Source organism: Aurantimonas manganoxydans SI85-9A1 (assembly GCF_000153465.1).
GTDB lineage: Bacteria > Pseudomonadota > Alphaproteobacteria > Rhizobiales > Rhizobiaceae > Aurantimonas > Aurantimonas manganoxydans.
In genome coordinates this window covers 1380064-1394025 of record NZ_CH672387.1, presented here as the reverse complement: position 1 = coordinate 1394025, position 13962 = coordinate 1380064, and the positions used below count along the sequence as shown (strand labels likewise).

17 protein-coding genes are annotated in these 13962 nt (G+C 67.9%); 13 read left to right on the top strand and 4 right to left on the bottom strand.

Annotated elements, in window-relative coordinates; translation table 11 throughout:
* Nucleotides 1-41 precede the first annotated feature (41 nt).
* The 4 genes from purB (at nt 42) to SI859A1_RS06545 (ending at nt 3048) form a co-directional block, all read left to right on the top strand.
* Nucleotides 42-1352: an adenylosuccinate lyase gene (gene purB / locus SI859A1_RS06560; RefSeq protein ID WP_009209041.1), complete on the top strand. Its 1311-nt coding sequence runs from the start codon at nt 42-44 to the stop codon at nt 1350-1352.
* A 106-nt stretch (nt 1353-1458) separates the two neighbouring features.
* On the top strand, nt 1459-1665 hold the full coding sequence (locus tag SI859A1_RS06555) for a hypothetical protein (RefSeq protein ID WP_040325478.1): 207 nt from the start codon (nt 1459-1461) through the stop codon (nt 1663-1665).
* A gap of 8 nt (nt 1666-1673) precedes the next feature.
* Nucleotides 1674-2423, top strand: a complete 750-nt coding sequence (locus SI859A1_RS06550) for an SDR family NAD(P)-dependent oxidoreductase (protein ID WP_009209040.1) — start codon at nt 1674-1676, stop codon at nt 2421-2423.
* 64 nt (nt 2424-2487) lie between these two features.
* Complete coding sequence (locus SI859A1_RS06545) at nt 2488-3048, top strand: RBBP9/YdeN family alpha/beta hydrolase (RefSeq protein WP_009209039.1); 561 nt, start codon at nt 2488-2490, stop codon at nt 3046-3048.
* A 34-nt stretch (nt 3049-3082) separates the two neighbouring features.
* Here SI859A1_RS06545 and SI859A1_RS06540 read toward each other — a convergent pair whose 3' ends face one another.
* Nucleotides 3083-3853 carry an HpcH/HpaI aldolase family protein gene (locus tag SI859A1_RS06540; RefSeq protein WP_009209038.1) on the bottom strand — a complete coding sequence of 257 codons (771 nt, stop codon included), beginning with the start codon at nt 3851-3853 and terminating at the stop codon, nt 3083-3085.
* 1 nt (nt 3854) lies between these two features.
* Nucleotides 3855-4172, bottom strand: a complete 318-nt coding sequence (locus SI859A1_RS06535; RefSeq protein WP_009209037.1) for a DUF1476 domain-containing protein — start codon at nt 4170-4172, stop codon at nt 3855-3857.
* A 260-nt stretch (nt 4173-4432) separates the two neighbouring features.
* Between SI859A1_RS06535 and purC the strand changes: the two genes are divergently transcribed.
* The 9 genes from purC (at nt 4433) to SI859A1_RS06490 (ending at nt 12093) form a co-directional block, all read left to right on the top strand.
* A complete protein-coding gene (gene purC, locus SI859A1_RS06530; protein ID WP_009209036.1) occupies nt 4433-5197 on the top strand; it encodes a phosphoribosylaminoimidazolesuccinocarboxamide synthase in 765 nt (254 codons plus the stop codon).
* A gap of 70 nt (nt 5198-5267) precedes the next feature.
* Nucleotides 5268-5510 carry a phosphoribosylformylglycinamidine synthase subunit PurS gene (gene purS / locus SI859A1_RS06525; RefSeq protein ID WP_040325476.1) on the top strand — a complete coding sequence of 81 codons (243 nt, stop codon included), beginning with the start codon at nt 5268-5270 and terminating at the stop codon, nt 5508-5510.
* 88 nt (nt 5511-5598) lie between these two features.
* Nucleotides 5599-6279 carry a phosphoribosylformylglycinamidine synthase subunit PurQ gene (purQ, locus tag SI859A1_RS06520; RefSeq protein ID WP_009209034.1) on the top strand — a complete coding sequence of 227 codons (681 nt, stop codon included), beginning with the start codon at nt 5599-5601 and terminating at the stop codon, nt 6277-6279.
* Nucleotides 6276-6695 carry a hypothetical protein gene (locus SI859A1_RS06515; RefSeq protein ID WP_040325474.1) on the top strand — a complete coding sequence of 140 codons (420 nt, stop codon included), beginning with the start codon at nt 6276-6278 and terminating at the stop codon, nt 6693-6695. The genes purQ and SI859A1_RS06515 overlap by 4 nt, the downstream gene beginning before the upstream one ends.
* A gap of 1 nt (nt 6696) precedes the next feature.
* Nucleotides 6697-7116, top strand: coding sequence for a hypothetical protein (locus SI859A1_RS06510; protein WP_040325472.1), 420 nt, complete (start codon nt 6697-6699; stop codon nt 7114-7116).
* A gap of 339 nt (nt 7117-7455) precedes the next feature.
* Nucleotides 7456-9681: a phosphoribosylformylglycinamidine synthase subunit PurL gene (purL, locus tag SI859A1_RS06505; protein ID WP_040325470.1), complete on the top strand. Its 2226-nt coding sequence runs from the start codon at nt 7456-7458 to the stop codon at nt 9679-9681.
* 101 nt (nt 9682-9782) lie between these two features.
* Complete coding sequence (locus tag SI859A1_RS06500) at nt 9783-10016, top strand: BolA family protein (protein WP_024348598.1); 234 nt, start codon at nt 9783-9785, stop codon at nt 10014-10016.
* A 261-nt stretch (nt 10017-10277) separates the two neighbouring features.
* Complete coding sequence (grxD, locus tag SI859A1_RS06495; RefSeq protein WP_009209030.1) at nt 10278-10625, top strand: Grx4 family monothiol glutaredoxin; 348 nt, start codon at nt 10278-10280, stop codon at nt 10623-10625.
* Between the two features lie 193 nt (nt 10626-10818).
* Nucleotides 10819-12093 (top strand): multidrug effflux MFS transporter, encoded by a 1275-nt coding sequence (locus SI859A1_RS06490; protein ID WP_050767677.1) that lies wholly within the window; start codon nt 10819-10821, stop codon nt 12091-12093.
* Between the two features lie 51 nt (nt 12094-12144).
* On the opposite strand, the gene SI859A1_RS06485 is transcribed toward SI859A1_RS06490, so the two are convergent.
* Together SI859A1_RS06485 and ttcA are read right to left on the bottom strand one after the other, a co-directional pair.
* Nucleotides 12145-12969 carry an inositol monophosphatase family protein gene (locus tag SI859A1_RS06485; RefSeq protein WP_009209028.1) on the bottom strand — a complete coding sequence of 275 codons (825 nt, stop codon included), beginning with the start codon at nt 12967-12969 and terminating at the stop codon, nt 12145-12147.
* A gap of 24 nt (nt 12970-12993) precedes the next feature.
* Nucleotides 12994-13893: a tRNA 2-thiocytidine(32) synthetase TtcA gene (gene ttcA, locus SI859A1_RS06480; protein ID WP_040325467.1), complete on the bottom strand. Its 900-nt coding sequence runs from the start codon at nt 13891-13893 to the stop codon at nt 12994-12996.
* Nucleotides 13894-13962 lie beyond the last annotated feature (69 nt).

Below are 13962 nucleotides of genomic sequence, written 5' to 3'. Positions count from 1 at the left end.
GCGCATCCCTTCTCCTGCTCGTCTTCGAAAGATATCAGCCGATGATCCCTCGCTATTCCCGCCCCGACATGGTCGCCGTCTGGTCGCAGGAGACGAAATTCCGGATCTGGTTCGAGATCGAGGCCCATGCCTGCGATGCGCTGGCCAAGCTGGGCGTGATTCCCGAAAGTGCCGCGAGGACGATCTGGGAAAAGGGCGGCGCCGCGACCTTCGACATCGACCGGATCGACGCGATCGAGGCCGAGACCAAGCACGACGTCATCGCCTTCCTGACCCATCTGTCCGAGATCGTCGGCCCCGACGCCCGTTTCGTGCACCAGGGCATGACCTCGTCCGACGTGCTCGACACCTGCTTCAACGTGCAGCTGACCAAGGCGGCCGACATCCTGCTCGCCGACATGGACGCGCTGCTGGCGGCGCTGGAGCGCCGCGCCTTCGAGCATCGCGACACCATCACCATCGGCCGCTCTCACGGCATCCATGCCGAGCCGACCACCTTCGGCGTCAAGCTGGCCCTCGCCTACGCCGAGTTCGAGCGGTGCCGCGAGCGGCTGGTCGCGGCCCGCGCCGAGATCGCCACCTGCGCCATTTCCGGCGCCGTGGGCACTTTCGCCAATATCGATCCGCGGGTCGAGGAGCATGTCGCCAAGGCCATGGGCCTGACCGTCGAGCCGGTCTCCACCCAGATCATTCCGCGCGATCGCCACGCGATGTTCTTCGCCACCCTCGGCGTCGTCGCCTCGTCGATCGAGCGGCTCGCAACGGAAGTCCGCCATCTGCAGCGCACCGAGGTCCTGGAAGCCGAGGAGTATTTCTCGCCCGGCCAGAAGGGCTCGTCGGCCATGCCGCACAAGCGCAACCCGGTGCTGACCGAGAACCTCACGGGCCTCGCCCGCATGGTGCGCTCCTACGCCATGCCGGCCATGGAGAACGTCGCGCTCTGGCACGAGCGGGACATCTCCCACTCCTCGGTCGAGCGCTACATCGGCCCGGACGCGACGATCACGCTGGACTTCGCCCTTGCCCGCCTCACCGGTGTCGTCGACAAGCTGCTGGTCTATCCCGACCGGATGCTGGCCAATCTCAACAAGTTCAAGGGCCTGGTCCATTCCCAGCGGGTGCTGCTGGCGCTCACCCAGGCCGGCGTGTCGCGCGAGGATTCCTATCGTCTGGTCCAGCGCAACGCCATGCGGGTCTGGGAGGAGGACAAGGACTTCCTGACCGAGCTCCTGGCCGATCCGGAGGTGACCAAGGCGCTGCCCGAGGCGACGATCCGCGAGAAATTCGACCTCGGCTACCACACCAAGCATGTCGGCACGATCTTCGAACGGGTCTTCGGCCGCGCCGGCTGACGCGCCGCATCCGGAACAATCGACGTCACCGGCGGTTGGCAGGATGAGGGCTGCGCCCGGCATCCGGCAACCGCCGGTCGCAGCCGATCAACCGGGAGGAAGAGCCATGTCCACGCCCCGCGGCCCCTCGCGCCCGAACCGGCGCCATCACACGCTCTGGATCGCACTGACCGTCATCGTCGTCGCCGCGATCGCCTATTTCCTGTTCTTCACCGCCACCCCTGACGAGGGCACTCGCGACGCGGCCGGCGTCTCGACCGAGACCGGCGAGACGCCCCCGGACGAGGCGCCCGTCACCCTTCCGGCCGACTGACGGCCCGAATGGCGCGGCGCTTTGCCCTTTCGGGCCGGACGATCCTCCTGACCGGCGGGTCGAGCGGCGTCGGCGCCGCGCTCGCGGAGCGGCTGTTGGCACTGGACTGCAAGGTCGAGGTCTGGTCGCGGCGCCCGCCCGAACGCATTCACCCGTCGCTCATTCACAAGCCGGTCGATCTGGCCGACATGAGTGCGCTGGACGGCGCCCTCGACGGCCTCCTCGCGCGCCATCCGGACCTCTCCGTCGTCATCAACAATGCCGGCATATCCGAGCGCGGCGACCTCGCCCGCAGCGACCCCGCGACACTGGACGCGCGCGCCGAGGCCCAGATCGCCGTCAATCTGCGGGCGCCGATCCGCATCTGCCAGCGTCTCTTCGCGCCGCTCGGCCGGCTGGACAGCGCGATGATCGTCAACAACACCAGCGGGCTGGCCGTCGCCCCGACCGTTCCCCACCCGGTCTATTGCGCCACGAAGGCGGGCCTGCGCAGCTTTACCCAGTCGATGCGCTACCAGGCCGAGAAAGCCGGCGGCCGGCTCGCGATCACCGAGATCCTGCTGCCCGTGGTGGAGACGCCGATGACCGCGAGCGTCCCGCGCGGCCGCATGCCCGTCGACAAGGCGGCGGACCGGATCATACGCGGTCTGGCCCGCGCCGAGGCAGAGATCTGGGTCGGGCAGACGGCACTGCTGCGCCGCCTCGTCGGCCTGTCCCCTGCCCTCGCGCGACAACTTCTCAAGGTAGCAACTGGTTAGCTACCGGGGCGGGTTTCGCAAGCCGCGCCTTGACACGCCTGACGACCGACCGCATCTGGGTCCGATGCGAGTTGCAGATGCCGATATTCTCATCGTGCCCGGATACAAGGGCTCACCCGAAGACCACTGGCAAAGCCGGTGGGAGCGGAAGCTGTCGACCGCGCGCCGCGTCCAGCAGGCCGAATGGACCAAACCGGTGCGCGACGACTGGACCCGGACCATCGCCGACGCCGTCAACGAATCGACGCGGCCGATCGTGCTGGTCGCCCATTCGCTCGGCGTCGCGGCCACGGTGCAGGCGATCCCGCAGTTCCGCAACCGGATCTCGGGCGCGTTCCTGGTCGCGCCTCCGGATGTCGAGAACGATGCGATCCGGCCGCGCCATCTGATGACCTTCGGCCCCTATCCCCGCGACCCGCTGCCCTTTCCGAGCGTCGTCGTCGCCAGCCGCGACGATGCGTTCTCGTCGCTGGAAAGCGCCGAGGACATTGCCGGCGCGTGGGGATCGCTGTTCATCGATGCCGGCGAGGCAGGCCATATCAATGCCGACAGCGGGCATGGGCCGTGGCCGGAAGGTCTCCTGACCTTCGGCAAGTTCATGTCGCGGCTGACCGTGCCCGCCTGACGCCGCGAACGGCGCCAGGCACTTCAGGTCAGGCTCAGGCGGACGCCGCCTTCGCCAGGGCGGCCGCCCCGGCCCCCAGCACGCCGAAATCCGATCCGACGCAGGCCATCCGGTAGCCGTAGCCGCGATAGCGCTTGGCGTCCTCGGCCGTCATCGCATAGATCGCCGCGATCTTGCCGGCCGCGGCAGCCGATGCCGCGAGATCGCGGATCGTGGCTTCCGTCTTCTCGCTGCCCGGATCGAGCGTGCCGTCCCCGGACAGGGCGATCGACAGGTCCGACGGGCCGACGAAAATGCCGTCGAGCCCCTCGATGGCGAGGATCTCCGGCAGATTGTCGAGGGCGGCAGCCGTCTCGATCATCGCAAAGGCCAGCGTCTCGATGCGGGCCTCGGGCACGTAGCCGCCGCGGTTCCCGTAATTGTGCAGCTGGGCCGCACGGGTCGGGCCGTAGGAGCGCAGGCCCACCGGCGGATATTTCACCGCCGAAACGAAGGCGCGGGCATCCTCGGCGGTCTCGATCATCGGCATGATCAGGCCCGTGGCGCCGAAATCCAGGCACCGTGCGCCCAGCGACCGGTCCTCGATCGGCAGGCGCACCAGCGCCGGCTTGTTCAGAAGGACGGCGCGCTCGATCGCCACCCGCAGGGAGCCGACATCGAAGAGACCATGCTGGACGTCGAAGGTCGCCACGTCGAAATCGGCGCGCAGGAACGCCTCGTGTACGAGCGGTTCGGGTATGCCGAGCCAGCACGACAGCACGAAGCTGCCTTCGCCGAGGCGGCTGCGAAGTTTGGGAAGAGCCATTCTATTCGGTGCGGACTTGCGTCTCGGCCTCGCCGAGGAACTGGGCCATGTGCCGCCGGATCTGGTGGTCCGACTGGTCCACGCCGGCGGCGTCGAAATCCTTGCGGATCTTCTGGAAGACGTCGTTGTCGCCGGGCTCGATGAAGTCCGCCTTGATGACCTCCTGTGCATAGGCCTTCGCGTCGTCGCCGGTCTTGCCCAGAAGCTCTGCCGCCCAAAGGCCGAGCAGCTTGTTGCGCCGGGCCTCGATGCGGAAGCGAAGCTCCTGGTCATGGGCGTAGCGCGACTCGAAGTCCCGCTCGCGGTCGTTCAGCGACATCGTATCCTCCTAGAACAATCGGCCGGACGAAACCCTTCGGCCTAGCTGACCCTTACCGGCTGCGGCGGATGTTTTGAAGCCGCATTCGGCCGCGAACAGGCGCTTGCGCCCTTGATTTGTGCGCACAACCGCACGACTTCCCGAGCAAGCCACCCCTCGACGATTGTTAAGGTCCGCCGTTTGGGCTAATGAGCGGCATAGTCGTCAGACGTCTTCGCGCCGGGCCAGGGCCGGCGCCTCCACCACGATAGAGCTGCATAATGACACGTCGCCGCCGTATCTACGAAGGCAAGGGCAAGATCCTCTACGAGGGCCCGGAACCCGGCACCCTGGTCCAGTTCTTCAAGGACGATGCCACCGCCTTCAACAAGAAGAAGCACGAGGTTGTCGACGGCAAGGGCGTCCTCAACAACCGCATCTCCGAATACATCTTCTCCCACCTGAACAAGATGGGCATCCCGACTCACTTCATTAAGCGGCTCAATATGCGTGAGCAGTTGATCAAGGAAGTCGAGATCATTCCGCTGGAAGTGGTGGTGCGCAACGTCGCGGCCGGCTCGCTGGCCAAGCGCCTCGGCATCGAGGAAGGCACGGTGCTGCCGCGCTCGATCATCGAGTTTTACTACAAGGCCGACGCGCTCGACGATCCGCTGGTCTCCGAGGAGCACATCACGGCCTTCGGCTGGGCGAGCCCGCAGGAGATCGACGACATCATGGCGCTGGCCATCCGGGTCAACGACTTCCTCTCCGGTCTCTTCCTCGGCGTCGGCATCCAACTCGTCGACTTCAAGATCGAGATGGGGCGCCTGTTCGAGGGCGACATGATGCGGATCATCGTCGCCGACGAGATCTCGCCCGATTCCTGCCGCCTGTGGGACGTGCAGACCCAGGAGAAGCTCGACAAGGACCGGTTCCGCCGGGACATGGGCGGCCTCGTTGAGGCCTACCAGGAAGTCGCGCGTCGTCTCGGCATCATGAATGAAAACGAGCCACCCCGCCCCTCGGGGCCGGTACTGGTCAAGTGAGGCGGCGCCGTGCCGTCAAGCAGCCGGTACCGGCGCTGAAACTGGTCTATTCGAGAGACAGGCGGATATCGTGATGAAGGCACGCATTGTCGTCACGCTGAAGAACGGCGTTCTGGACCCCCAGGGCAAGGCCATCGAGGGCGCGTTGGGCCATCTCGGCTTCGACGGCGTCGGATCGGTCCGCCAGGGCAAGGTCTTCGACGTGGAGCTCCACGGCACCGTTGGCGAGACCGCACAGGCCCAGCTTGACGCCATGTGCGACAAGCTGCTCGCCAATCCGGTGATCGAGAACTACACCGTCGAGATCGCCTGAAGGCGTCGACGGCCTCGTTCGACCGCTCAGAGCGGTGGCTGACGCCTGAGCCAGCCGCCGGATCGTCCTCATCTTTCGAGCCGCACCCATGAAAACAGCCGTCGTCCTCCTCCCCGGCCTCAATCGCGATCGCGACATGATCGCCGCCCTGACCGACATCACCGGAAAGGCGCCGCAGACGGTCTGGCAGACGGAGACGACGATCCCCGATGTCGACCTGATCGTCATCCCGGGCGGCTTCTCCTTCGGCGATTACCTGCGTTGCGGCGCCATCGCAGCGCGTGCGCCGGCGATGCGGGCGGTTGCCGAGGCCGCCGCTCGCGGCGTGCCGGTGCTGGGCGTCTGCAACGGCTTCCAGATCCTGTGCGAGGCCGGCCTCCTGCCGGGCGCGCTGATGCGCAACAACACGCTGCGCTTCGTCTGCCGCGAGGTGAAGCTCGAAGTGGTGACCGCCGCCACCCGCTTCACCGGCAACTACACCGACGGCCAGATCATCCGCTGCCCGGTCGCCCATCACGACGGCAACTACTTCGCCGACGACGAGACGCTGGCCCGCCTCGACGGCGAGAACCGCGTCGTCTTCCGCTACGCCGAGGGCACCAATCCGAACGGCGCGATCCGCGACATCGCCGGCATCGTCAACGCCGACGGCAACATCCTCGGCATGATGCCGCATCCCGAGAACCTCATCGAACCCGAGCATGGCGGCACCGACGGCCGTGCGATCTTCGAGAGCGCGCTCGGCATCACCTCGCGTCTCGCCGCGTGAGCCAGCCCGTCCTGCGGCCCGCCGCGCTTCTGGCTGCCCTCGCCCTGACCGCGCTGCTGGGCGCCTGCGCGGCCAAGCCCGGCGTCGCGACCGGCGACGCCGCCGCGGGCGACGACACCGGCCTCGACCGGATGGAACGTCTGACGCTGACGGCCAATCGCTGCTGGTTCAAATCCGGCGATGCCGCCTTCGCGCCCTACAGCCTCGCGCCGGAGCTCTCGTCCTTCTCCGGCCGGCCGCGCTTCCTGCTGGTGCCGCGCGGCAAGCCGGAATCCAAGCCCTTGCTGGTCGTCGAAGGCCGCAAGGGCTCGACCGCCATCGACACCTACGGTCCGCTGATGGGCGAGCCCGTCGCCGCCCGCATTTCTGCCGACCTGTCCCGCTGGCGCGCCGGCGCGGATGGCTGCTCGGCCTGACATGCGACGCCTGCGGACCCTTGCCGCGATGCTGGCAGGCTTCGGCCTGAGCGCCTGCCTGTCGGGCGAATCCGCGTCGCTGGCCGAGCTCGCCACCCCGGTCGCCGCGCCGGCCTTTGCCGGCCCCGCCCCGGCCGAAATCGACTATGCGAACGCCACCGCCGCCGGCATCTATCGCCGCCGCAGCGCCGAGCGGTCCGCGACCTTCCTGACCGACCGCGATCTCGGCGGCTATGGTCTCTGCCTGCGCTCGCCGGCCGCCAGCGGCGGCATGGACCACGCGCTGATCCTGTTCACCCGCCGCCTCGACGGCGATGCGATCTCGCAGGTGGACGACGACACGCTGGTGCTGCGCCGCCCGGCCGATACGGCACCCTGCCGGGCCGGCGACATCGCCTATGTGCCGGCGGGCCAGCGCTAGGCGCGAGGCACCCACGGTGGCGGTCTAACCGCCAGCCGATCCTACCAGCGCTGCTTGACCGGCTCGACCCGCGCTTCCGGCAAGCTGCAACGCCGCTCGTCTCGCCATGGTCGCCATCGGGTTCTCCCTGCCTGTGCCGGTCCCCGTATGCGATGAGACCATCGATCGGACCGGCGCGAAACCGGCATCGGGTGCGGCAGAGCGTCTCGCCGCCCGGCCGCTCGCCGGGCCGGATGTCGGCGACCAACGGGGGAACACCGGCCAAGCCCCTTTGTGTGCGCCGCGCCAGATGGTAACAGGCGCGCAGGACCTTGCCGGAACGTCGCCCCAGGACACGCCATGAACGCCGAGACCCCCATCACCCCGGAACTGATCGCCGCGCACGGGCTGAAGCCGGACGAGTACGACCGCGTCCTGGCGCTGATCGGCCGCGAGCCGACCCTGACCGAGCTCGGCATCTTCTCGGCCATGTGGAACGAGCATTGCTCGTACAAATCCTCCAAGCGCTGGCTGCGCACCCTGCCGACCAAGGGCGAGCGCGTCATCCAGGGGCCCGGCGAGAATGCCGGCGTCGTCGATATCGGTGACGGCCTCTGCGTGGTCTTCAAGATGGAGAGCCACAACCACCCCTCCTACATCGAGCCCTATCAGGGCGCGGCGACCGGCGTCGGCGGCATCCTGCGCGACGTCTTCACCATGGGCGCCCGGCCGATCGCGGCGATGAACGCCCTGCGCTTCGGCGCGCCCGACCATCCGCGCACCCGCCACGTCGTGGCCGGCGTCGTCGCCGGCGTCGGCGGCTACGGCAATTCCTTCGGCGTGCCGACCGTCGGCGGCGAGGTCAATTTCCACCCGCGCTACAACGGCAATTGCCTCGTCAACGCCTTCGCCGCCGGCCTCGCGAAGACCGACGCGATCTTCTACTCCAAGGCCGAGGGCGTTGGCCTGCCGGTGGTCTATCTCGGCGCCAAGACCGGCCGCGATGGTGTCGGGGGCGCGACCATGGCCTCGGCCGAGTTCGACGACACCATCGAGGAGAAGCGCCCGACCGTGCAGGTCGGCGACCCCTTCACCGAGAAGTGCCTGCTGGAAGCCTGCCTCGAGCTCATGCAGACCGGCGCCGTCATCGCCATCCAGGACATGGGCGCGGCGGGCCTGACCTGCTCGGCCGTCGAGATGGGCGCCAAGGGCGACCTCGGCATCGAGCTGGACCTCGACCAGGTGCCGGTCCGCGAAGCCAAGATGAGCGCCTACGAGATGATGCTGTCGGAGAGCCAGGAGCGCATGCTCATGGTGCTGCGCCCGGACAAGCGCGACGAGGCCGAGGCGATCTTCGTCAAATGGGGCCTCGACTTCGCGGTGGTCGGCCGCACCACCGACGATCTGCGCTTCCGCATCATGTGGGAGGGCCGCGAGGTCGGCAATCTGCCGATCAAGGAACTGGGCGACGAAGCGCCGGAATACGACCGGCCGTGGATCGAGCCGGTGCCGGCGGCACCGATCGCCGCCGCCGACATCGCCGAGCCCGCCGATTACGGCGCCGCGCTCATCAAGCTGCTCGGCTCGCCGGACCTGTGCTCGCGCCGCTGGGTGTTCGAGCAGTACGACACGCTGATCCAGGGCAATTCGCTGCAGCGGCCGGGCGGCGACGCCGGCGTCGTGCGCGTCGACGGGCATCCGACCAAGGCGCTGGCCTTCTCCTCCGACGTCACGCCACGCTATTGCGAGGCCGACCCGCTGCAGGGCGGCATGCAGGCGGTCGCCGAATGCTGGCGCAACCTGACCGCCGTCGGCGCCGAGCCGCTCGCCTCCACCGACAATCTGAACTTCGGCAATCCCGAGAAGCCGGAACTGATGGGCCAGTTCGTCAAGGCGGTCGAGGGCATCGGCGCGGCCTGCGAGGCCCTCGCCTTCCCGATCGTCTCGGGCAATGTCTCGCTCTACAACGAGACCCACGGCCAAGCGATCCTGCCGACCCCAACCATCGGCGGCGTCGGCCTGATCGAGGATCGCAGCCGCACCGCCACGATCGGCGGCATGCAGGACGGCGAGACGCTGGTGCTGATCGGTGCCGACGGCACGCATCTGGGCGCAACGGTCTATCTGCGCGAGATCGACGGCCGCGAGGCTGGCTCCCCACCGCCGGTCGATCTGGCCGCCGAGAAGCGCCATGGCGACTTCGTGCGCGGCCTGATCCGCGACGGCCGTGTCGCCGCCTGCCACGACCTCTCCGACGGCGGCCTCGCCATCGCGCTGGCCGAGATGTGCATGGCCTCCGGTCGCGGCGCCAGCGTCGATGCCGGCGACGGCTCCGGCCATGCCCGCCTGTTCGGCGAGGATCAGGCCCGCTACGTCGTCGCACTGAAGGCCGGGGACGTCGCCGCGGTGGAAGCGGAAGCGGCTGTGGCGGGCGTGCCGGTCCGCCGCCTCGGCACCGTCGAGGGCGAGCGGCTGGTCGTCGCCGGGCGCCTCGACGTGACGGTGGAAGAGCTGACGATCGCCCATGAGACCTGGTTCCCGGCCTATATGTCCGGTGAGATCGTCGAGCCGGCCGCCGTCGCCTGAGCGAAGGCCCCTCCCCGGTCCGCCCGATTGATCGCGGACCGGGCGATACCTATCATCAGGCCCGGCCGCGATTCCGGACCCGGCCGAAGGAGATCCAGCACATGCCCATGAACGCCCGCGACATCGAGACGATGATCAAGGACGCCATCCCCGATGCCGACGTGACGATCCGCGATCTGGCGGGCGACGGCGACCATTATGCCGCCGAGATCGTCTCGGAGAGCTTTCGCGGCAAGTCGCGCGTCCAGCAGCATCAGATGGTCTACCAGGCGCTGCGGGGCAACATGGGCGGCGAACTGCACGCCCTGGCCCTACAAACCAGCGCGCCGAAGTAATATGTCGGGGTGACGAGGACGAGGTTCCCGTCGCCGACGTTTTCGCATCGCGCCGCCCTAGCCGTCCGAACGACGGACGACATGGCCGCGTGATGCAGGACAAACCCTGCGCGGATTGCCCGCGCGCTTGCGTGCCGGTCCGACCGGCCGCCTGACAGACACCTTGCTTTCGACGAGCGAGGCGATTGAAATGGACGCACGGCAGAAGCGCTGAAGGCCGCTGCACCAGTGTCCGCGAACCCTGAGCAAAGGACCGCATCCATGACCGCCATCAACGAATGGATCGACAACGAAGTGAAGACCAACGACGTCGTGGTCTTCATGAAGGGCACGCCGGCCTTCCCGCAGTGCGGCTTTTCCGGCCAGGTCGTGCAAATTCTCGACTATCTCGGTCTCGAGTACAAAGGCGTGAACGTCCTCTCGACCGACGATCTGCGCCAGGGCATCAAGGCCTACAGCGAATGGCCGACGATCCCGCAGCTCTACGTGAAGGGCGAGTTCGTCGGCGGCTGCGACATCATCCGCGAGATGTTCCAGGCCGGCGAGCTGCAGACCTTCCTGGTCGACAAGGGCATCGCCACCACCGCGCCGGCGCCCGCCGCCGGCTGACCTTTCGGCGCGCCGCGGGACATCCCGCGCGCCTGCCCCATATCCCGATCCGCGGCCCGTGCGTTCTTGAGCGTGCGGGCCGCTTTCGGTTGACACAGCGTCGCCCGCTTCAGGCTGCCAGATTGCTAAGCCATGCTTGCGGTTTTGTGCAGTGCGAAATACATCTGCGCGGATCGATCCCACGAGGCTGATGATGTCCAACGCGTCCCCCAACGCCGAAACGCGCGGGCTTCCCTATTGGGAACTCGTCACCATGGTCGCCTGCCTGATGGCGCTCAACGCGGCGGCGATCGACATCTTCATTCCCTCGCTGCAGGAAATGGGCGCGGCCCTCGGCGTCGACGACGCCAACCAGCGCCAGTTCGTGATCACCGCCTACATCCTCGGCTTCGGCGGAGCGCAGATCCTCTACGGCACGCTGTCGGACCGGTTTGGCCGCCGTCCGATCCTGTTCTTCGGCCTCGCCGTCTACATCCTCGCCTCGATCGCGGCGATCTTCTCGCCCACCTTCGGCATCCTCCTGGCGCTGCGCGCCCTGCAGGGCATCGGCGCGGCGGCGACTCGGGTCATCGCCATCTCGGTGGTGCGCGACTGCTTCGGCGGCCGCCGCATGGCCAGCGTCATGTCGCTGGTGATGATGGTGTTCATGGCGATCCCGGTGATCGCGCCGAATATCGGCCAGGCGATCATGCTGTTCGGCTCATGGCGCGAGATCTTCGTGGCGATCGCCATCTTTGGCGCCTTCGTCACGGTCTGGGCCGCCCTCCGCCTGCCGGAAACCCTGCATCCGAACGACCGGCGCGAGCTGACCGGCAAGCGCATCGTCGAGGCCTTCCGCATCGTCCTGACCAACCGGGTCGCCTTCGGCTACACCGTCTCCACGGCACTGATCTTCGGCGTCCTGTTCGGCTTCATCAATCAGGCCGAGCAGATCTATACCGGCCTCTACGGCCTCGGGCCGATCTTCACCGTCGTCTTCTCGGCGACTGCCGTCTTCATGTCGGCGGCCTCGTTCCTGAACTCTAAGCTGGTCGAGAAGCTCGGCATGCGGCGCCTCTCCCATGGCGCGCTGATCGGCTTCCTGTCGCTGGCCGCCCTGCACCTCGTCGTCGCCTACGCCATGGGCGGCGCCGCGCCGCTGTGGTTCTTCGTGCCGATCATGACGCTGAATTTCTGCCTGTTCGGCTTCATCGGCACGAACTTCAACGCCCTGGCCATGGACCCGCTCGGCCATGTCGCCGGCACCGCATCCTCGGTGCTGGGCTTCATGCAGACCTTCGGCGGCGGCCTGTTCGGCGCGGCGATCGGCTATTTCTACGACGGCACGGTGCTGCCGATGCTGGTCGGCTTCATCATCCTGTCGGTCTCGTCGCTGATCTGCGTGGTGCTGGCAGAAGGGCGGCTGTTCGACGCCAAATACGACACGCCGGCCGCTGGGTCCGCCCCCGCGAGCACCGGCGCCGAATAGCAGCCCCGCCGCGCGCCACTGGCGAACGCCGGGCCCTGCCGTCGCCGTCGCCTATCGCGGCAGCAGGCCGTCCCGCGCGGCGGTCCAGACGCTGGCGTCGCAGGCCGCGATGACCACGCCTTCCTTGTCGCGCGGCGTATAGGGCGAGCCGTCGGGCTTGCCGACATGACCGCCGGCCTCTGCGACCAGCAGGCAGCCGGCCAGATGGTCCCAGGGCATCAGCTTGGAATAGACGCTGAAATGCGAGCCGCCGGAGGCGAGCAGCCGGTATTCGTGGCCGGCGCAGCGATAGTTTCCGGTGATCTTCACCCCCGCCAGGCGCGGTAGCAGCGCGGCCTTGTCGTTGGGCGGAAAATAGCTGGTGCTGATGCAGCCGATGGTCTCGGCCAGCGGCAGGGCGGCTGCCGTCGTCAGCCGCCGCGTCTCGCCCGAACGCGTGCGCTGGATCGCGCCGGCGCCCTTCTCGGCGATCATGACATCGTCGCCCACCGGATCGTAGATGATGCCGCCGACGGTCTCGCCGCGCAGCACCACCGCCGCCATCACCGCGAACAGCGGCAGGCCGGCGGCGAAATTCGCCGTGCCGTCGACCGGGTCCACCACGATCGCCAGTTCCGCGTCGTCGAGGCGATCCAGCAGCGCCGGGTCGGCGGCTACCGATTCCTCGCCGAGGAACAGGGCGTCGGGCGCCAGCGACCGGCATTCGCGGGCGATCCACCGTTCGGCCGCCTCGTCGGCCTCGGTGACGAGATCCGTCGCCGAGGTCTTCTGCCGGATGTCGGCCTCCGATAGATTGCGGAAGCGCGGCATGATCTCCGCGATCGCCGCCTCCCGCAGGATATGGGCCAGACGGTCGATATCGATGGGTGCGGTCATGACGGAAGGCCTTCGGCTGAGGGGTCAGGTCGTGGGGGAAGCGGGCGCCAGTCCGGCGAAGTCGAACAGCGACGGATCGAGCAGATGGCCGGGCCGCACATTGGCCAGCGCCCGCAGCATCACCTGCTTGCGGCCCGGGAAGCGACGCTCGAGGTCGGCGATCATCTGCTTTGTCACGTTGCGCTGCAGGCCGTCCTGGCTGCCGCAGAGATCGCAGGGGATGATCGGAAATTTCATGGCGGCCGAGAATTTGGCGATGTCCTCCTCCACCGACCGGATCAGCGGCCGCAGCACCATCAGGTCGCCCTCGTCGTTGATGAGCTTGGCCGGCATCGCCGACAGCCGGCCGCCATGGAAGAGGTTCATGAAGAAGGTCTCGAGGCAGTCGTCGGCATGGTGGCCGAGAACCAGCGCCTCGCAGCCCTCCTCGCGGGCAATGCGGTAGAGATTGCCCCGCCGCAGGCGCGAGCACAGCGCGCAATAGGTGGCGTTCGACGGCACCTTCTCGGTGACGACCGAATAGGTGTCGCGATATTCGATCCGGTGCGGAATGTCGTAGCGGCTCAGGAAATCCGGCAGCACGTGCTTGGGGAAGTTCGGCTGCCCCTGGTCGAGATTGCAGGCGAGGATATCGACCGGCAGCAGGCCGCGATATTTCAGGTCCGACAGGAGCGCCAGCAGCGCGTAGGAATCCTTGCCGCCGGACAGGCCGACCAGCCAGCGCGCACCCGGCCGGGCCATGGCATGCGCCTCGATGGTCTCGCGCATCTCGCGCAGAAGCCGCTTGCGCAGCTTCTTGAAGGTCACCGAGGACGGGCAGTCGCGAAACAGCGGATGCGCCGAGCCGGCGCCATCCTCGGCGGCCGGCGTCGCCGCGTCGTCGTCCTGCGCGTCCGCTGCGCGCGCGGTCTCCAGATCGAGCATCCCCGCCTCCGTCGTCACGGGCCTCGTCTAGCCGCAGACCGCCCAAAACAAAAGGCCGCCCAGAGGACG